The organism is Amycolatopsis sp. DG1A-15b, assembly GCF_030285645.1.
GTDB lineage: Bacteria > Actinomycetota > Actinomycetes > Mycobacteriales > Pseudonocardiaceae > Amycolatopsis.
Genome location: NZ_CP127296.1, coordinates 8,839,218 through 8,858,816, shown reverse-complemented (window position 1 = coordinate 8,858,816; position 19,599 = coordinate 8,839,218). Strand labels below are relative to the sequence as shown.

Annotated in this window: 12 protein-coding genes; 2 read left to right on the top strand and 10 right to left on the bottom strand. The window is 69.7% G+C overall.

Annotated elements, in window-relative coordinates; genetic code table 11:
* Nucleotides 1-55: 55 nt before the first annotated feature.
* The 7 genes from QRY02_RS41030 to QRY02_RS41000 form a co-directional block, all read right to left on the bottom strand.
* Nucleotides 56-1,396: a DUF4407 domain-containing protein gene (locus QRY02_RS41030; protein ID WP_285988099.1), complete on the bottom strand. Its 1,341-nt coding sequence runs from the start codon at nt 1,394-1,396 to the stop codon at nt 56-58.
* Complete coding sequence (locus tag QRY02_RS41025; protein WP_285988098.1) at nt 1,386-2,777, bottom strand: hypothetical protein; 1,392 nt, start codon at nt 2,775-2,777, stop codon at nt 1,386-1,388. The genes QRY02_RS41030 and QRY02_RS41025 overlap by 11 nt, the downstream gene beginning before the upstream one ends.
* Nucleotides 2,774-4,795, bottom strand: coding sequence for a hypothetical protein (locus QRY02_RS41020; protein WP_285988097.1), 2,022 nt, complete (start codon nt 4,793-4,795; stop codon nt 2,774-2,776). The genes QRY02_RS41025 and QRY02_RS41020 overlap by 4 nt, the downstream gene beginning before the upstream one ends.
* Nucleotides 4,792-5,499, bottom strand: a complete 708-nt coding sequence (locus QRY02_RS41015; protein ID WP_285988096.1) for a hypothetical protein — start codon at nt 5,497-5,499, stop codon at nt 4,792-4,794. Before QRY02_RS41015 ends, QRY02_RS41020 begins: the two co-directional genes overlap by 4 nt.
* A 141-nt stretch (nt 5,500-5,640) precedes the next feature.
* On the bottom strand, nt 5,641-6,309 hold the full coding sequence (locus QRY02_RS41010) for a Crp/Fnr family transcriptional regulator (RefSeq protein ID WP_285988095.1): 669 nt from the start codon (nt 6,307-6,309) through the stop codon (nt 5,641-5,643).
* A gap of 266 nt (nt 6,310-6,575) precedes the next feature.
* Nucleotides 6,576-7,292 carry a zinc ribbon domain-containing protein gene (locus tag QRY02_RS41005; RefSeq protein WP_285988094.1) on the bottom strand — a complete coding sequence of 239 codons (717 nt, stop codon included), beginning with the start codon at nt 7,290-7,292 and terminating at the stop codon, nt 6,576-6,578.
* Nucleotides 7,279-8,451 carry an MFS transporter gene (locus QRY02_RS41000; protein WP_285988093.1) on the bottom strand — a complete coding sequence of 391 codons (1,173 nt, stop codon included), beginning with the start codon at nt 8,449-8,451 and terminating at the stop codon, nt 7,279-7,281. Before QRY02_RS41000 ends, QRY02_RS41005 begins: the two co-directional genes overlap by 14 nt.
* 95 nt (nt 8,452-8,546) lie before the next feature.
* Here QRY02_RS41000 and QRY02_RS40995 point away from each other — a divergent pair, with 95 nt between their 5' ends.
* The gene (locus tag QRY02_RS40995) at nt 8,547-9,047 is read left to right on the top strand and encodes an Lrp/AsnC family transcriptional regulator (RefSeq protein WP_285988092.1); all 501 of its coding nucleotides are present in this window, start codon (nt 8,547-8,549) and stop codon (nt 9,045-9,047) included.
* A 47-nt stretch (nt 9,048-9,094) separates the two neighbouring features.
* Nucleotides 9,095-9,883, top strand: a complete 789-nt coding sequence (locus QRY02_RS40990; protein ID WP_285988091.1) for a M15 family metallopeptidase — start codon at nt 9,095-9,097, stop codon at nt 9,881-9,883.
* A 54-nt stretch (nt 9,884-9,937) separates the two neighbouring features.
* Here QRY02_RS40990 and QRY02_RS40985 read toward each other — a convergent pair whose 3' ends face one another.
* From QRY02_RS40985 to rpoB, 3 genes are all read right to left on the bottom strand, one after another.
* Nucleotides 9,938-11,704, bottom strand: coding sequence for a hypothetical protein (locus QRY02_RS40985; RefSeq protein WP_285988090.1), 1,767 nt, complete (start codon nt 11,702-11,704; stop codon nt 9,938-9,940).
* 165 nt (nt 11,705-11,869) lie between these two features.
* Nucleotides 11,870-15,781, bottom strand: a complete 3,912-nt coding sequence (locus QRY02_RS40980; RefSeq protein ID WP_285988089.1) for a DNA-directed RNA polymerase subunit beta' — start codon at nt 15,779-15,781, stop codon at nt 11,870-11,872.
* An 88-nt stretch (nt 15,782-15,869) separates the two neighbouring features.
* Complete coding sequence (gene rpoB / locus QRY02_RS40975) at nt 15,870-19,373, bottom strand: DNA-directed RNA polymerase subunit beta (RefSeq protein ID WP_285988088.1); 3,504 nt, start codon at nt 19,371-19,373, stop codon at nt 15,870-15,872.
* Nucleotides 19,374-19,599 lie beyond the last annotated feature (226 nt).

The window sequence follows — 19,599 nt, the reverse complement described above, 5'->3', positions numbered from 1 at the left end:
GCCCGGGGCCGCGCGGCTCCGCCGGGTCAGCGGGCCCGCGCGGCCGGGAACTCCCCTACTGCTGGTTGCGCAGCTTCGCGGCCAGCCGGTCGATCTCGGCGTCCAGGTCCGACTCCCGCCGCGCCCGGGCGGACCGATCGGCCTCCTCGATGCTGTCGACCCTGGTCCGGAGGTTGTACTCGGTCCGCTGCAGCCAGACGTCGTTGTCCGCGGTGTCCTGCCGTTCCCGCAGCGTGACGTGCTTCTCGTGCAGCCGGCGGGCGACCTCGACCTGCCGGGAGACGAGCACGTCGTACGCCGTCGAGCCGCTCATCAGCTTCGTCAGCACCGGCATGCAGTCGATCGCGATCAGCAGCAGCCGCACGAGCCACTGAGCCGCGAACACGAGCACGCTGCGGTCGGAGAGCCGCCCGAGCGCTTCGTCCTCGTCGAGGATGCCGATCGCGCCCTGGTGCTCGCGCATCGACGTGACCTTCGCGGTGATGGCGTCGCTGACCTGCTGGCCGGCGGTCTGCCGGGCGCTGCCCAGCTTCGCGGTCAACGCGTCGATGTTCGTGTTGGCCGCGGTCAGGTCGGCCTGCCGCTTCTCGAGCTGGTTGTCGGTGCGGAAGCGGTCCGCCACCTGCCGGTTCCGGTCGCATTCGGGACCGTCGCCCGCCACGCCGGTGAGCCCTTCGCCCCGCGTGCCGCTGCACTCCGCGCGCGCCAGCTTCTCCAGCTGGTCCCACTGCGTGTGGAGGACGTCGTATTCCGACTTCGCCGCGTCCCGGTTCTTGCTCGCCTTGTCCAGCTCCTGCTGCGCCGCCTCCGGCGAGTTCTTGATGGTCAGCTGGAAGTTCGCGCACTCGGGGGTCTTGAGCGCCGGCGCACCCTCCGGGTTGCAGGTGCGGTACTGGCTCTCGTACGCGGACAGCTCGTTCTGCCTGCCGTCGAGGACTTCCTTGTGGATGGCGGGCTGGAAGATCCACAGCAGCAGCGGTTCCGCGATCACCGCCCCCATCAGCAGCGAGATCACCAGCCGGGGCACGAACACCCGGGTCTTGCCCGCGCCGAGCATGCCGTGCGTGCTGGAGATCAGCCAGCCGTCGAAGCTGATGATGACGTAGGCCCACAGCGCACCGGCGGGCAGCAGGAAGATCCACGGCACGGTCGACAGATCGCTGAGCGCCACCAGCAGCGACAACCCGGCCAGCAGGCCGGTGTTGAAGATGATGGCGCCGAGCCGCGTGTAGCGCGGCCGCTCTTCCGGCACCCAGTCGAGGATCTCTTCGCGGATCCCGGCCAGGGCCCGCAGCCGCCTGCCGAGCCCGCGGTGGGGGTCCACCGGCCGGTAGGTCCCCAGCGGGACGTCGGGAGGAAGGGCGCCCCGGGTGGGCGCCTCGGTCTCAACTGACATCCTCTTCCCTCACCCCGGTGTCGTCGTCTTCGGTGTCTTCCGGCTCGGCCCGCGGCGCGGGCGAAGCCTTGTCCCCGGCGGCCGGCTCCGTCTTGCCGCCGCCCTCGAGCTGCTCCCGCGGCGTGCCTCCGGTCAGCTTGGTGATCAGCAGGTTCGGGTCCAGGTTCGTCATGTCGAGGTAGCCGTGCTTGCCGAGCTCCCGGATGACCTCGAGGGTGATCTCCTCCTTGCGCCGGGTCTCCGCGCGGGCCAGGCCGTGGTCTTCGCGCCGCCACTTGCGTTCCTCGCGGGACTGCTCGCGGCTCCACCGGCGCTGCTCGTTCCGGTGCTCGATTTCGTAGAGCCGCTCCTCGTGACGGCGGTCGAATGCAGCCTGCCGCTCGGTGCGCTCGATCTCGCCGCGGTGGCGGTTCTCGACGAGCAGCCGCTCGGCCATCTCGGTCGCGTCCAGCGAGCCGGCCACGTACGCGTTCGCCAGCGCGCTGTCCGGATTGTTCCGGATGATCTCGGCCAGCGCGGTCATCTCCTCGCGGTCCTGACCGCGCTGGTGCCGGTCGAACGCCTTCCGGTCGGCCAGGCGGTCGAGCTCGTACCGCTGCTGCTCGATCCCGACGACCCCGGAGTGGTGCACCCGCTCCCACTCCAGCCGCTGCTCGTGCGCCAGCCGCTCGGTGCTCAGCCGGTGGTCGTGCCCGCTCCGGTCGCGCTCGAGGTACTGGTCGTGGTGCTGGCGTTCCGCGGTCAGCGAATGGTCCAGGCGCTGCTGCGTCGTGTCCAGCTCGTGCTGGTACTCGATGCTGCGGCGGTTGCCCATCAGCTGCCGGTACTCGTCCGGGGTCAGCACCTCGACGCTGCGGAGTTCCACGGCGATGCCGGAGATCACCGGCGGCTTGAGCGTGGTGAAGGCCTTCACCTGGGCGTTGACGTCCCGGCGGACGTCGTTGATCTGCAGCAGCCGGTACTCCAGGCCCAGCTCGAAGATCCGGTGGTGGCTCTTGAGGTAGGCCCGCAGCAGCGTTTGCGCGTCGCCTCGCCCCTCCCGGACGACGCTGACGGGGTTCGTCACGGTGCAGACGAACGTGACGCGCATGGTGAAGTCGTCGGCTTCGGCGGACGGGATGGCCAGCTCGACGATCACCTCGGCGTCGCGGGTCAGGTCCACCAGGCTGACGTGGGTGGCTCGCACGACCTGTTCTTCGTCCAGACGCCGCTGGGCGCTGTCGAGGACGTATTCGCCGTCGACGCGGTAGACGAAGACCTGGTGCGCGTTCGGCCTCGGCAGTTCGCCGTGTTCGCGGTATTCCTTGCGCCAGAAGAACTTCCCCTTGGTCTGCGCGGGATCCAGTGGGCGTTGTTCGACGATCGGGTAAGGCTCGGTCATGGCAGTGCGGCAGCCTCTCGGTGCAGGTGGGAGATCGCGGCGAGCAGGTGCTCGACCAGAGGGGAACTGTCTTTGCGGGTGCGTGCCTCCAGCGCGGCGAAGTCCGCGCGGAGGAGGCCGGCTTCGCCGGGGGGCAGGGCCGCCGAAATGGCCAGCCCGAGCGAAGTCGCGACCGCGACGGGGTCGTCGCAGAGGTGCTTGAGGTCGTCGAGGGCGGAGCGCAGGACGGTCAGCGCCCGCTTGCGCGTCGGCCGGTTGCGCAGGACCGCGGCCCACAGCCGCCCTTGGACGGGCGCGGTCCGGTCCCCCACGCGGCAGAGGTGCGTGGTGGCGGCGTGCCGGCCGGAGACCCGGTCGCGCGCGGCGAGCACGCTGAGGGTCGCCCGCGTGGCCGCCCGGATGTACTCCGGCTTGGTGCCCGGGTTGTCCAGCCGCCGCACTTTTCCGTCGAGCAGCGTCAAGACGACCCCGGCGTCCTCGGTGCGCCGGGTCAACGTGACGAACAGCGCGGCGAGAGCGACGTGCGCGTCCCCCGTGACCGTGTGGCTCTGCAGGATGAGCTGCCAGAGGCGGTTGGCCGCTTCGTGCGGGTAACGGGCCCCGAGCTCGCCGCTCAGCGCGACCGCGCCCGTCCACCGTTCGGCGGGGGTGCCGCGCCCGGCCCACTGCGCCGCCAGCCGGAGCGCTTCCGGGGCGAGGGCTTCGTCGTAGCTCAGCAGCCACAGCACGTGGGTCGCGGTGGTCTGGCCCGGCCAGCCGCGCTTGCCGTCGGCCCACGGCGCCAGGATGTCGTCGACCTCGTCGAAGGCGTACCGCGCGAGTTCGGCGAGCCCGGCGGCGACCCGCAGGCCCTCCTCCGGCATCACCTCGTCGAGCCACGCGGAGACACCGTCCCAGAACGGCGCTTCTTCGCGGGCCCACAGTTCGGCGAGCACGAACCGCCGGTACCGCGGCTCCCGGAACCGGGGGCAGTGCCGGGCGACCCCGTCCGAGCCGGCCCGCTCGACCTTGATCAGGCTGTCGGGCGCGTAGAGCTTGAGCCGGTGTTGCCGCAGCAACTCGGACTGCGGGCGCTCGCCGGGGTCCGGCTCGTCGCCCACGACCGACTCGGCGAGCTTCGCCGCCAGCTTTCCCAGCGCCGACTCGAAGGTCCGTTGCCGCGCCCCGTCGAGGAAGGCCAGTGCGGTGGCGGCCAGGAAGTCCCGTTCGTCCCGCTCTTCGTCGAACCACGTCCGGACCCGGTCGTGCAGGGACGCGTCCAATTTGGGCAGTGCATCCTCGACCGTCAGCCCCTCGCCGAGGTCGGCCGCGACGGCGACGAGGTCGGTCAGCTGCCCGCCGTCGGGCCAAGCACGCAGAACCCGTTCGACGACCTCGTCGGCGCCGTCGAGGCCGGCGAGCCGGACGCGCAGCACCTGCCGCGGGTCGGGCTGTTCCCACCGCACGTGGGCGACGGCGTCGACTTCACCGCACCCGGTCGGTGTGGTCGTGGTGACGACGAGGTGCGCACCCTGGTCGCGGACGCGGTCGCGGACCGTCCGCCACGTGAAGTCGACGTCGGCGGCTTTTCGCTCGGCGATGCGGTCGGCGATGATGTAACCGCTTCCCGCCGTGTAGTCGCGTTCGGCCAGGCTCTTGAGCCGGTTCATCGGGGACAGCAGGTACAGCGGCCCGTCGGTGACTTCGCGCAGCAGCGCGATCGCGCCGGCCCGCTTCCCGGTCCCCCGGTCGCCGTGCAGGCCGACGACGTGGTCCTTGCGCAGCGCGCCGAGCGCCGTGTCGTAGCCGGCAGGCGTGACGTAGTGGCTCAGCTCGGCCCGGACATCGGCGTCGTCGAGCTTGCCGGCCGCGGCCTTGACGCGCGCCGGCCGCTGCGGGCCGATGCCGAACTGGGCGCCGTCGGCGTAGATCGGGCCGTTGAACTGGTTCACCGCGCCCGCGAGCTGTTCGGTGTAGTCGTCGCCGGGCGGGGGCTCCGGCGTCTCGGCCGGCTTTTCCGCCGGTTCTTCCTCGCTCATGAGCCGTGCTTGATCCCGAAGACCGCGTTCGTCGCGTCGACGCTCCCGTTGACCACGGTGATCGCCTCGGCGCGGTAGTGCGGCCCGGCCGTGCCGGTCACCCGGGTGCCCGCCGGATCGGCGGGGAGCCGGGGCGGGCCGGCCGAGAGCCGGGCGCCGTGCACGTCGTGTCCCGGGACCCGGAGCCACGCCACGTCGGTGAATTCCTTCTGCCGCACCACGACTTCCCGGAACTCCCCGGGTTTCAGCGAGGTGTGGCGCTGGGCCACCACGTCGGTGTAGATCTGCCGCGACACGAGCACGGCCAGGTCGGCGTCCGGGAACGCGCGGAGGGCGCCGCGGACAGGCGCGCTGTCGACGAGGCGGCTCACGCCCACCACGCCCTGTCCCGTCCAGCCGTTCGCGCCGGGCATCGCGACCCCGTGGTGGATCGCGATCCGGATGCGCATCCGGGTCTCGGCCGCGAGATCGTGGTTGTGGCCGGCGAGCGCCGCGACCAGCTCGCGGACGTAGTCGTCCACGACCGCCGGTTCGGGGGTGCCCGGTGGGAGGATCGCCAGTTCGCCGTCACCGGCGCCCTGCCGGTGCCAGGTCGTCCGGTCCAGGCCGCACCGGCCGGCGGCGGTGTCCGCCACGGCGAGCAGGCCGGATTGGATCGAAGCGTGCTGCCGGTCGTCCCGGCCGCCGTAGCCTTGCACGTCCATGGAAATGAGCAGATGACGGGAAAAATCGCTGCCGCGAGCCAAGGTCATTGTCCTTTTTCGGAGCCGTCAGGAGATGAGCGCAGAGTCTGCCTGCACTACGTGACCAAGACTCCGGAAAATTCCGTGATCTGCACCGGTTCGTTAGCCAGGTTCAGCGAACCTCACTAGTCCGTTCAGGTCAAGAATGGTTACTGTCCGGTATCGGTACGCGATGTAGTTCTTCTCCTTCAATTGGCGGACAGCCAATTGGGTGGCGTCCCGGCCCGCCCCGATCAGCTTGCCGAATTCCGCTTGCGAAAGCTGGATCCCCAGCCTGATCCCGGCCTCACCGGGGGCACCGTGGTACTCGGCCAGTTCGAGCAGGACCCGGGCGAGCCGCACCGCCGTGTCGTACCCGGCGAAGTCGAGCCGTCGGCGGTTCGCCCAGTCGAGCCGGTCGGCGATCATGTGGCAGACCACCCGCCAGGCTTCTTCCCGGCGCCGCAGGAAGAGCCAGAAGTGCTCCAGCGGGATCCGGTGCACCGTCATCGCCCGGCACGCCGTCACCGTCGCCGAGCGAGGGCCTTCCCGCAGCACCCCCATCTCGCCGACGAGATCACCGCTCACCCTGATGCCCAGCAGGCTTTCGGTGCCGTTCCGGTCCGCCGCGGTGACCTTGACGCACGCCAGCCTGGGCTGTTTCCCGTGCCCGAGCAGGAAAACGTGCGTGCTGGGTTCGCCCTGGTGCAGCAGAACCGTCCCGGCGGGACACGGTTTCGGACTCCCCAGTCTCAGCAGCTCACCGGCCAGCGCACCCGGTAGCCGCGACATCACTGTGCCACCAGGCCATTCCGTGCCGTTTCCGCCCGCACCGCCGACCGCCACGCCGCACCCTCCTCGACGAGTCCCGGAACGACCGCCGTTCCGGTTCCGTGCCCGCGAGCCCCCCTCGCGCACCCTAGACAAATACCCGCGGCGAAGGCGGTTGTCGATGCCCGGAAAAAGGACACGGCCCGCATCGCGGGCCGTGCCGGCGGAACCTGACGGAATTCGTGGGAAAGGGTGGTAAGACGGCGGTTTTCGGAGCGCGTCCCGGCTCAGAGTTTGGCGCCGCAATCGGAGCAGAACAACGCTCCCGGCTTGTTGCTCTCACTGCCGCAGCCGCCGCAGGCGACCTTCAAGGCCAGCGACGTGCCACAGGACGAACAGAACTTGCCACCGTCCGCTTTCAGGCCGCAGCCCGGGCAGGTGACCTTGGCCCGGGTGTCGAGGTCCAGGCCCGCCGTCCAGTCCTTATCCCGGGCCTTGTCCCAGATCTGGTCGCGCTGGGCCGCGGCCTGGGCGCGCGAGATCTCTTCCGCGACGCTCGGCGAGCAGCGCAGGCACTGGCCGATGTCCTCGTTCCAGCACTGGTCCTGGCACATCCAGTCGCCGCAGCCGCGGCACTGGCGGAAACTCGGGGTGATCTCCTCGACCGCCGCCGCCAGGGCCTTGTCCTTGGCCGGCGAGTTCGTCGCGCGGTCGTAGCGCCACTGGTCGGCCGAGTTGCTCAGGTCGCGCAGCGTCCCACCGAAGAACGACCCCACCGCGCGAAGCACGCTTCGGCCGGTCTCGACGTTGTCGCGCTGGAAGGCGGAACGGAAACCGTTGCCGCAACGCTCGCAACGGAACTCGAACTGGTACCCCTGCGTGTTCGAGAGGTCCGAGAAGTTGTCCGTGAAAGGCACAGAGTCAGCCACGGCCCATCTTGGCCGCCCGGCCGCGGCCGCGGGGACGAGAGATTTGCCGACAACGGCCCGGTCACCGGCCGTCACGGGCGGCGGAGAACGCCAGCGGGAGCAGGGCCAGCACCCCGCCGACCACCGCGACCAGCCCGTACCCGCCGCCCGAGAACAGCGCCCCCGACCCCAGGCCGGCCAGCGCGGACGCCGACCAGACGACCGCGTCGACGGTGCCCTGCACCCGGCGGCGCGTCTCCGGCGCGAGGTCCCGGCTGAGCTGCGCGCTGCCGCCGACGAACACCAGGTTCCAGCCGTAGCCCAGGAGGAACAGCGCGATCGGCAGGCCGGAGGTGTGCGCGGTCGGCGCCGCGAGCGCGGTCGCCGCGGCCAGCGCGAGGACGCCGAGGCCCGCGTTGACGGCTACGTGCGGGCCCCAGCGGTCGGCGATCCGGCCGGACAGCGGCGCCAGCGCGAACATCCCGAACAGGTGCGCGCTCAGCACCCAGCCGACGACGCCGAGGCCGTGCCCGTGCGCCTGCAGCTGCAACGGCGTCATCGTCATCACCGCCCCCATCGTGAGCTGCGCGGCGACCATCGCGACCAGCGGCCGGACGACGCCGGCCGGCCGCACCGGGCCGGGCGCGGCCACGACCGGCCCCGGCGGCACGTGCCGCGGGAGGAACGCCGCCGCCAGCGCCGCGCCTGCCGTGGCCAGGACCGTCACCGCGGCCGGGCCGGACAGCGACGGCCAGCCGAAGCCGGCCGCGGCACCGGCCGCCGGAGCCATCAGGGCCGGCCCGGCGAGCGCGCCGATGGTCCCGCCCCAGACGACGGTCGAGAGCGCGCGCCCCCGGCGGTCCTCCGGGTACAGGTCCGCGGCCAGGTACCGCGAGAGCTGCGCACCGCCGTTGCCCAGCCCGACCAGCAGGATGCCCAGCAGCAGCGGCACGACCGACGTCGCCAGCGCGCCCGCGAACGCCACCAGCGCGCCGGCCGCGGCGAGGCCGTAGCCACCGGCCAGCACCCGGCGACTGCCGTGGACCGGCAGCAGCCTCCCGGCGCCGAGCGCGCCCGCCGCGGTGCCGAGCACGTTCGCCACGCTCGGCAGCCCGCTCCAGACCGCGCCGCTGCCGGCGGCGACGATCAGCGTGGCCGCCGTGCCGAGGCCGACCGTGGCCGTGTTGAGCAGCGCGACACCGGCGAACAGTGCCCCCATCGACCGGGTCCGGCCGGTCACCGTCGAAGTCCCCATGAGCAGCAACGTTAGGGAAATCCGGACGCGGTTCGAAGGGCCGATGCACGGGATTTCGCTCGCCCCGCCCGTGCATCGGAAGGAAGATGAGGCCCATGACCTTCCGTTCGGAAAAGGCGCTGGACGACGTCGACTGGCGGCTGCTGGACCTGCTGCAGGCCGACGGGCGGCTGTCGTTCAAAGAGCTCGGGCGGCGGATCAACCTGTCGGCGCCGGCGGTGGCCGAGCGGGTGCGGCGGCTGGAGGAGACCGGGGTGATCACCGGCTACCGCGCCCAGGTCGACGCGCGGCGCGCGGGCCAGCCGCTGCAGGCGTTCGTCGAGATGCGGTGCGCGCTGAGCAGCTGCCTGCTGAAGACGTCGAAGGCCGAGGACTACCCGGAGGTCGTCGAGATCCACCGGCTGAGCGGCGACCACTGCACGATGCTGAAGATCCGGGCGGCGTCGCTCGAGCACTTCGAGGGGCTGCTGGAACGGCTGGGCAAGCACGGCGAGCTGCGGTCGTCGGTGGTGCTTTCCACGCAGTTCGAGGGACGGCCGGTGCAGCCACCCTCGGACGACTTCCTGCGCGCGACAACGTCCGAAGGCTGGTCCTGACCGGTCGGCGGCTGTGCGTCCGGGGGCCGAGCTGATAGACGAGAGGGATGCCGATCTTCACTCGCCGGGTGCGCGCCCTCGCCGTCACCCTCGCCGCGGCGGCCGGTCTCGCCGTCCCCACGCCCGCGCAGGCCACGACCACGTCCCGGGCCTTCGTCGCACTCTCCGACGTCGCGCCGTCGATCCTGCAGGACATCCGCTACGACACGCGGCACAACTTCGTCGGCCGCCGCGTCGACGGGTACCGCCAACCGCTGTGCCTCCTGACCCGGCAGGCCGCCGAAGGCCTGCGGAAGGCACAGGCCCAGCTGGTCAAGCGCGGTTACACGCTCAAGGTCTACGACTGCTACCGGCCGCAGCGCGCCGTCGACCACTTCGTGCGGTGGGCCAAGGACCTCGCCGACGAGAAGATGAAAGCGGAGTTCTACCCGAACGTCGCCAAGGACCGGCTCTTCGCCGACGGGTACATCGCCGAGAAGTCCGGGCACAGCCGCGGCAGCACGATGGACCTCACGCTCGTCCGCCTCCCGCCACCGTTCCAGCGGCCGTACGTCCCGGGCGAACCGCTCAAGGCGTGCTTCGCGCCGCGGGCCCAGCGCTTCCCCGACAACACCGTCGACATGGGCACCGGCTACGACTGCTTCGACCCGCTCGCGCACACCGACAACCCGGCGATCACCGGCGTCGCCCGGCAGCACCGCGACCTGCTGCGCTCGACGATGGCCGCGGCGGGCTTCCGCAACCTGCCCGAGGAGTGGTGGCACTTCACGCTGAACGGCGAGCCGTTCCCGGACACCTACTTCGACTTCCCGGTGTCCCGCGGAAGCCTGCACTGACGCGAAAAAGCGCCCCCGGTCCACTGTGGACCGGGGGCGCTTCGCTTTCCAGCGTCAGATCGTGCGCCGGCGACGACGGGCGCCGAACACCAGGCCGCCGCCGAGGGCGAGGGCGAGCAACGCGAGCGCGCCGAGCCCGATCGCGTCGACGCCGGTGCTGGCCAGCCCGGAGCCGCCGCTCTGGCCACCGCCGGTCCCGCCCGGTGCGCCGGTCGTCGAGGTCGGGGCACCGGCGGTGCAGTCCGCCGGGTTGGCCGGCACCGCGGGCAGCGGCGCATCACCCTGCTCCGCTTCGACCTGGAGCTTGACCGGGCGGTCCGCCGGGCCGCGGACGAAGATCGACCAGGGGTTCTCGTCCTTGATCTTCCACCCCGCCGGCGGCAGGAAGAACAGCCGGTACTCAGGCCCGGGCACCACGTCGTGGAACTCGAAGTGGCCCTTCGCATCGGTCGTCTGTTCGGCCGTGACCGGGCAGTGCCGGTCGGACACCAGCACGACCTTGACGCCGGCGACCGGCTGCTTGATCTCGCCACGGTCGTCGTAGACGGCCACGTCGCCGACCACGGTCGCCTTGACCCCGGGCACCGCCGCCTGGGCGCTCGCGTTCGGGTGCTCCTCGATGCCGACCTCGCGGTAGCCGAAGTCGCAGTCCGCCGTGACGACGCCGCTGTTCCGAGCCGCGTCCGGCACCCGCTCGGTGACGTCGAAGGTCCGCGTCTGTCCGGGAGCGATCGTCACGCCGTCGGCAAAGGTGTCGAGATCTCCCCAACCGGGGCCGCCCTTCAGCGCGAAGTCGGAGCCGAAGCGGTCGCACGAGGCCACGATGCCGGTGAGCGGGATCGAGCCGGAGTTGGACAGCGTCACGGTGAGGTGCGCGAGGTCGCCGGGCTGGTAGCTGTCCTGGGTGAACACCATCGACGCCTTCAGCGCGCCGTGCAGCGGCGGCACGGCCCGGATGAGCAGGTCCTTCGAGCCCGTTCCGACGTGGACGTTCTGGAACGGGATCAGCCAGTCGCCGGCCGGCACGCCACCGAGGTTGTACGTGGCCGACGGGACCTTGCCGAAGTCGATCTTCCCCTCGGGGCCGCTCGTGGCCGCGTACTGGTTCGAGCCGTACGGGTACCGCAGCGTGACCGGGATGCCGGTCAGCTGCTCGCCGTCGTCGAAGACGCCGTTGCCGTTCCGGTCGCCGTACACCGTGCCCCGGGCGGGCAGCAGCGTCTGCTCGACCTTCGCCGTGGCGCCGAAGTAGGCGACCCGGCTGCCGTCGCTGTCGAAGACCTGCCCCTCGAGGACCACCTCCGTCTGGGTGATGTCCCGGATCTTCCCCGTCTTCTTCAGCTCGAAGCTCTCCCCCGGTTGGAGGTCCACACCCGACTGCTGCACGAGCTTGCCCCAGCCGTTGTCGTCGAAGAAGACGAGCAGGTCGGTCAGCTTGCTCATGCCCTGGGCGATGTGGATGCCCTTGGCAGGGACCGTTCCGGTGTTGGTCAGCGTGAAGGTGAAGGGGACGTCCTCGTCGGACTGGTACACCGTTTTGCTGAGGGCGGCCGTGGCAATGACCTGCGCTTGGCCGTCCGCCGCGGCCTGCGGCTGCGCCGCCGCGGGCTTGTTCTCCGGCTCGGTGGAGCTCGGTGCGGAACTCGGCTCCGGAACCGGGGCCTCCGAAGTGGACGGCGCTTCGGATGTGGCCGGTGCGGTGGCGGTCGGTGTCGGCTCGTCCGCGGCCGCCGGGCCGGCGAACACGCTGGTCAGCACGGCCGCGGCCGTCAGCGTGGCGAAACCGCGCGCGAGCGATCTCGCACTCTTGGATATGTTCACGAACAGTCACCCCTGATTACCCGTCGAACGCGCAAAGCCCCCGAGCCGCGTGAACCGGCTCACTCTAGCGAGATCGAAGCGGGGTGAATACCCGTTTGGGTGACAGTTGCGAAACGCCGAAAGGCCCCCGCCGGAAACCGGCGAGGGCCTTTCGTCGAATCAGCTTCAGCGGAAGTCGCGGCCGAAGTCGTAGTCGTCCAGCGGAACCGCGGCACCGGTACCCGTACCGAACACGTCCGGGGTGTAGTAACCGTCGTCGTAGGACGGGATCGCGTACGCCGCGACCCGGGCCTCTTCGGTCGGCTGCACCTGGATGTTGCGGTACTTGTTGATGCCCGTACCGGCCGGGATCAGCTTACCGATGATCACGTTCTCCTTGAGGCCCACGAGCTTGTCCGAGCGGCCGTTGATGGCCGCGTCGGTCAGGACTCGCGTGGTCTCCTGGAACGACGCCGCCGACAGCCACGAGTCCGTGGTGAGCGACGCCTTCGTGATGCCCATCAGCACCGGACGGCCCGAAGCCGGCTCGCCACCTTCGGCGACCGAGGCCCGGTTCGTCGCCTCGAACTTCGTCCGCTCGGGCAGCTCGCCCGGCAGGAAGTCCGTGCCACCCGAATCGATGACCGTCACCCGGCGCAGCATCTGCCGGACGATGACCTCGATGTGCTTGTCGTGGATCGACACACCCTGCGCCCGGTACACCTTCTGGACCTCGTCCACCAGGTGGATCTGCGCCTCGCGCGGCCCCATGACCCGCAGGACCTCGTGCGGGTCCGGCGTGCCCTCGAGCAGCTGCTGACCGACGTGGACGTGGTCACCGTCGCCCAGCGGGCCGTTCGGGGTGTTCGCGAGCCGCTGACGCTTGGACAGCTTGTCGAAGACGATCTCCTCGCCCCCGTCGTCCGGGATGAGGGTGATCTTCCAGAACCGCTCGCTCTCCTCGATCCGCACGCGGCCGTCGACGTCGGCGATGGGCGCCTTGCCCTTCGGGACGCGGGCCTCGAACAGCTCCTGGACACGCGGCAGACCGGTCGTGATGTCGTCACCGGCCACACCACCCTGGTGGAACGTACGCATCGTCAGCTGCGTACCCGGCTCACCGATCGACTGGGCGGCGACGATACCCACCGCCTCGCCGACGTCGACGAGCAGACCGGTCGCCATCGAGCGGCCGTAGCAGGTCGCGCAGATGCCGACGACCGACTCGCAGGTCAGCACCGAGCGGACCTTGACCTTCGAGATGCCGCTGGAGAGCAGCTTGTCGATGGCCGGGTCGCCGATGTCGTCGGCGGCGTTCAGCACGACGTTGCCCTTGGCGTCCACCGCGTCCGTCGCGAGGTTCCGCGCGTACACGCTGGTCTCGACGTGCTGGTCGCGCAGGACCTTGCCGTCGCCGATGTCCTCGCCGATCGGCATCATGATGCCGCGGGTGGTGCCGCAGTCGGTCTCGCGGACGATGACGTCCTGTGAGACGTCCACCAGACGCCGGGTCAGGTAACCCGAGTCGGCGGTCCGGAGCGCCGTGTCCGCCAGACCCTTACGGGCACCGTGCGTCGCGATGAAGTACTCCGCCACCGAGAGGCCTTCACGGAAGTTGGCCTTGATCGGACGCGGGATGTACTCACCCTTCGGGTTCGACACCAGGCCACGCATGCCGGCCAGCGACCGGACCTGCGTCATGTTGCCCGCCGCGCCCGACTTCACGATCACCGCGATCGGGTTGTCGTCCGGCAGCGCCGTCTCCATGATCTTGTGGACCTCTTCGGTGGCCTGCGTCCACACCTTGACGAGCTCGTTGTTGCGCTCGGCGTGCGACAGCTGACCACGCTGGTAGCGCTTCTCCACCTGGGAGGCCTTGCCCTCGTACTCGTCGAGGATGGCCTTCTTGCCTTCCGGCACCAGGACGTCGGAGATCGCCACGGTGACACCCGACCGGGTCGCCCAGTAGAAACCGGCGTCCTTCAGCCGGTCCAGGGTCTGCGCGACCTGGGTCATCGAGTACCGCTCGGCGAGGTCGTTCACGATCGCGGCCTGCCGCTTCTTCGGCATCGGCTCGTTGATGAACGGGTAGTCCGCCGGCAGCAGCTCGTTGAACAGCACGCGGCCCAGGGTGGTCTCGGCCAGCCACGCCTTGCCCGGCTCCCAGCCCTTTTCCGCGAGCCGCGCCTCGTCGGCCTTGGCCGGCTGGCGGTCGGTGATGCGGATCTTGACCGGGGCGTGCAGGCTCAGCGCCTTGCGGTCGTAGGCCATGATCGCCTCGGCCGTCGACGAGTACGCGTTGCCCGCGCCCTCGGCCGTCTCGGTGAGGCGGGTCAGGTGGAACAGGCCCGTCACCATGTCCAGCCGCGGCATGGCGAGCGGACGGCCCGACGCCGGCGACAGGATGTTGTTCGCCGACAGCATCAGGATCCGGGCCTCGGCCTGCGCCTCGGCCGACAGCGGCAGGTGCACCGCCATCTGGTCACCGTCGAAGTCCGCGTTGAACGCCTCGCAGACCAGCGGGTGCAGCTGGATGGCCTTGCCCTCGACCAGCTGCGGCTCGAAGGCCTGGATGCCGAGGCGGTGCAGCGTCGGCGCGCGGTTCAGCATCACCGGGTGACCGGTGATGACCTCTTCCAGCACGTCCCACACCTGCGGCCGCGAGCGCTCCACCATCCGCTTGGCGGACTTGATGTTCTGCGCGTGGTTCAGGTCGACCAGCCGCTTCATGACGAACGGCTTGAACAGCTCGAGCGCCATGTCCTTCGGCAGACCGCACTGGTGCAGCTTCAGCTGCGGGCCGACGATGATGACCGAACGGCCCGAGTAGTCGACGCGCTTGCCGAGCAGGTTCTGGCGGAACCGGCCCTGCTTGCCCTTGAGCAGGTCGGACAGCGACTTCAGCGGCCGGTTGCCCGGGCCGGTGACCGGACGACCGCGGCGGCCGTTGTCGAACAGCGCGTCGACGGCCTCCTGCAGCATCCGCTTCTCGTTGTTGACGATGATCTCGGGCGCGCCGAGGTCGATCAGCCGCTTGAGGCGGTTGTTCCGGTTGATCACCCGGCGGTACAGGTCGTTCAGGTCGGAGGTCGCGAAGCGGCCACCGTCCAGCTGCACCATCGGGCGCAGGTCCGGCGGGATCACCGGGACGGCGTCGAGCACCATGCCGCGCGGGTCGTTGCCGGTGGCCTGGAAGGCCGCGACGACCTTGAGCCGCTTCAGCGCGCGGAGCTTCTTCTGCCCCTTGCCGTTGCGGATGGTGTCGCGCAGGTTGTCGGCCTCCGCGGAGACGTCGAACTCGGTGGCCAGCTTCTGGATGGCCTCCGCGCCCATGCCACCGGTGAAGTACTCGCCGTAGCGGTCGACGAGCTCGCGGTAGAGCAGCTCGTCGGCGATCAGCTGGCGGGTGTCGAGCTTCGTGAAGGTCGTCCAGACCTCCTCGAGGCGGTCCAGCTCGCGGCCGGCGCGGTCGCGCAGCTGGCGCATCTCGCGCTCGCCGCCCTCCTTGACCTTGCGGCGGACGTCGGACTTGGCGCCCTCCGCCTCCAGCGCGGCCAGGTCGGCTTCGAGCTTCTGCGCGCGCGCCTCGATGTCGGCGTCACGCTTGGTCTCGAGGTTCTTGCGCTCGACGCCGATCTCGTTCTCGAGGGTCGGCAGGTCGTTGTGGCGCAGCTCCGTGTTCACGCCGGTGATGACGTAAGCAGCGAAGTAGATGATCTTCTCGAGGTCCTTCGGCGCCAGGTCCAGCAGGTAGCCCAGGCGGGACGGAACACCCTTGAAGTACCAGATGTGGGTTACCGGGGCGGCCAGCTCGATGTGGCCCATCCGCTCGCGGCGCACCTTGGCGCGGGTCACCTCGACGCCGCAGCGCTCACAGATGATGCCCTTGAAGCGGACGCGCTTGTACTTGCCGCAGTAACACTCCCAGTCCCGGGTCGGGCCGAAGATCTTCTCGCAGAAGAGGCCGTCCTTCTCGGGCTTGAGCGTCCGGTAGTTGATGGTCTCCGGCTTCTTGACCTCGCCGTACGACCACTGACGGATGTCGTCGGCCGTGGCGAGACCAATGCGGAGCTCATCGAAAAAGTTGACGTCCAGCACGTCTAGATCCCCTTGGGGTTGTTTCGGCTAGAGAGGGGTGGCGGGCGAGGCGGGACCCACGGGAGGTAGGTCCCGCCTCAGCTCGCGATCAGTGCACGACGTCGTCCACCGAGGGCGACTCGTTGCGGGACAGGTTGATGCCGAGGTTCGCCGCGGCGCGCTCGAGGTCCTCGTCGTCGGAGTCGCGCATCTCGATCGAGGAGCCGTCGCTGGAGAGCACCTCGACGTTGAGGCACAGCGACTGGAGCTCCTTGAGGAGCACCTTGAACGACTCCGGGATGCCCGGCTCGGGGATGTTCTCGCCCTTGACGATGGCCTCGTACACCTTGACGCGGCCGACCACGTCGTCCGACTTGATCGTCAGCAGCTCCTGCAGCGTGTAGGCGGCGCCGTACGCCTGCATCGCCCAGCACTCCATCTCACCGAAGCGCTGGCCACCGAACTGCGCCTTACCACCCAGCGGCTGCTGCGTGATCATCGAGTACGGACCGGTGGAGCGGGCGTGGATCTTGTCGTCGACCAGGTGGTGCAGCTTCAGGATGTACATGTAGCCGACCGCGACCGGGTACGGGTACGGCTCGCCGGAGCGGCCGTCGAACAGGTTGGCCTTGCCGTTCTCCTTGACCATCCGCTCGCCGTCGCGGTTCGGCTTGGTCGCGCTGAGCAGCCCGGTGAGCTCCTCCTCCTTCGCGCCGTCGAACACCGGGGTGGCGGTGTTCGTGCCGGGCTCGACGTCGCGGAGCTCGGGCGAAAGGTTCTTCGCCCAGTCCGGGTCGCCCTCGATCGTCCAGCCCTGCGACGCCAGCCAGCCCAGGTGCAGCTCGAGGATCTGGCCGATGTTCATCCGTCGCGGCACACCGTGGGTGTTCAGGATGATGTCGACGGGCGTGCCGTCCTCCATGAACGGCATGTCCTCGACCGGCAGGATCTTGCCGATGACACCCTTGTTCCCGTGCCGGCCGGCGAGCTTGTCGCCCGGCTGGATCTTGCGCTTCTGGGCCACGTAGACGCGGACCAGCTCGTTGACGCCCGGGGGCAGCTCGTCGTCGTCCTCGCGGGAGAACACCCGGATGCCGATGACCTTGCCGGTCTCGCCGTGCGGCACCTTCAGCGAGGTGTCGCGGACTTCGCGGGCCTTCTCGCCGAAGATCGCGCGGAGCAGGCGCTCCTCCGGGGTCAGCTCGGTCTCGCCCTTCGGCGTGACCTTGCCGACCAGGATGTCGCCGTCACGGACCTCGGCACCGATGCGGATGATGCCGCGCTCGTCGAGGTCGGCCAGCACCTCCTCGGAGACGTTCGGGATGTCCCGGGTGATCTCCTCGGCGCCCAGCTTGGTGTCGCGGGCGTCGATCTCGTGCTCCTCGATGTGGATCGACGTCAAGACGTCGTCCTGCACAAGGCGCTCGGAGAGGATGATCGCGTCCTCGTAGTTGTGGCCCTCCCACGGCATGACCGCGACCAGCAGGTTCTTGCCGAGCGCCACCTCACCGTTTTCGGTGGACGGGCCGTCGGCGATGACCTGGCCGGCTTCGATCCGGTCGCCCTCGTTGACGATCGGGCGGTGGTTGAAGCAGGTGCCGTGGTTCGAGCGGCGGAACTTGTAGAGGCTGTAGCTCTTCCGCGTGCCGTCGTCGTGCATGACCGTGATCAGGTCCGCCGACAGCTCCTCCACCACGCCCGACTGCTCGGCGACCAGCATGTCGCCGGAGTCGATCGCGGCCCGCAGCTCCACGCCGGTGCCGACGTACGGCGCCTGGCTGCGCAGCAGCGGCACGGCCTGACGCTGCATGTTCGCGCCCATCAGCGCGCGGTTCGCGTCGTCGTGCTCGAGGAACGGGATCATCGCCGTCGCGATCGAGACCATCTGCCGCGGCGACACGTCCATGTAGTCGATGTCGAGCGGGTCGATCAGCTCGACCTCGCCGCCCTTGCGGCGGGCCATGACCCGGTCTTCGACGAAGGTGCCGTCGTCGGTGATCGGCGCGTTGGCCTGGGCCTTGACGAACCGGTCTTCTTCGTCCGCGGTCAGGTAGTCGATCTGGTCGGTGACCCGGCCCTCGACGACCTTGCGGTACGGCGTCTCGATGAAGCCGAACGGGTTGACCCGCGCGTAGGAGCAGAGCGAGCCGATCAGGCCGATGTTCGGGCCTTCCGGCGTCTCGATCGGGCACATCCGGCCGTAGTGCGACGGGTGGACGTCGCGGACCTCCATGCCGGCGCGCTCACGCGACAGACCACCCGGGCCCAGCGCGTTGAGGCGGCGCTTGTGGGTCAGGCCGTCGATCGGGTTCGTCTGCTGCATGAACTGCGACAGCTGCGAGGTGCCGAAGAACTCCTTGATCGCCGCGCCGATCGGGCGGATGTTGATCAGGGTCTGCGGGGTGATCGCCTCGACGTCCTGCGTGGTCATGCGCTCGCGGACGACGCGCTCGGTGCGCGACAGGCCGACCCGGATCTGGTTCTGGATCAGCTCGCCGACGGTCCGGATGCGGCGGTTGCCGAAGTGGTCGATGTCGTCGGTCTCGACCGGGATCTCGGTGTTGTTCGCCGCGGTCATCTTGTCCTCGCCGGCGTGCAGCCGGACCAGGTACTCGATGATCGTGACGATGTCCTCTTCGGTCAGCGTCCCGTTGTCGATGGGGGTCGACAGGCCCAGCTTCTTGTTGACCTTGTACCGGCCGACCTTGGCCAGGTCGTAGCGCTTCGCCTTGAAGAACAGGTTCTCCAGCAGGGTCTGCGCGCTCTCCTTCGTGGGCGGCTCGCCCGGGCGCAGCTTGCGGTAGATGTCGAGCAGCGCCTCATCGGTGCCGGCGGTGTGGTCCTTCTCGAGGGTGGCGAGCAGCGTCTCCGAGAAGGAGAAGCGCTCGCGGATCGCCTCGGTGGTCCAGCCGAGCGCCTTCAGCAGCACGGTGACGGGCTGGCGGCGCTTGCGGTCGATGCGGACGCCGACGGTGTCGCGCTTGTCGACGTCGAACTCCAGCCAGGCACCCCGGCTCGGGATGACCCGGACGCTGAAGACGTCCTTGTCGCTGGTCTTGTCGATGTCCTTGGAGTAGTAGACGCCCGGCGAGCGGACCAGCTGGGACACCACGACACGCTCGGTGCCGTTGATGACGAAGGTGCCCTTGTCGGTCATCACCGGGAAGTCGCCCAGGAAGACCGTCTGGCTCTTGATCTCGCCCGTGTTGTTGTTGACGAACTCCGCCGTGACGAACAGCGGGGCCGCGTACGTCATGTCCTTGTCCTTGCACTCCTCGATCGAGGCCTTGACCTCGTCGAAGCGCGGGGCGGAGAAGGACAGGGACATCGAACCGGAGAAGTCTTCGATCGGGGAGATCTCGTTGAGGACCTCTTCGAGGCCGCCGACCGGGTTCTCTTCACCTTCCTCGACACGGCGCTGGAACCACGCTTCGTCCCCGGTGAACCACTGGAACGACTGGATCTGGACGTCGAGCAGGTTGGGGGTGTTCAGGGGTTCGCGAATCTTTGCGAAGGAAACCCGCTTGGGCGCGCCGGGGATTCCCGTGGCCTCCGAGCGAGATTCAGCCGAGGTGGTCGCAGCAGTGGCCTGGTTCGCGGGAGAGACTGCCAAGATGCGTCCTTCCGGGGACAATGAGCGGTGACGGCCGCCATAGCAACAGCTATGAGCGACTGTCAAGGGTGCCGTGTGCCCACTATCCTAACTACCGGCTCCGGGCAGCCTGAAAGAGGGCAGCGCAAAGAGACAGTCTAGCCCGAACGTCGCGGCTTGTCCAGGGGGCGCTCCCGATGGGGCCCAGCCTGCTTCGCAACGTCTTCAGGTATGCCTCCGGGCGACC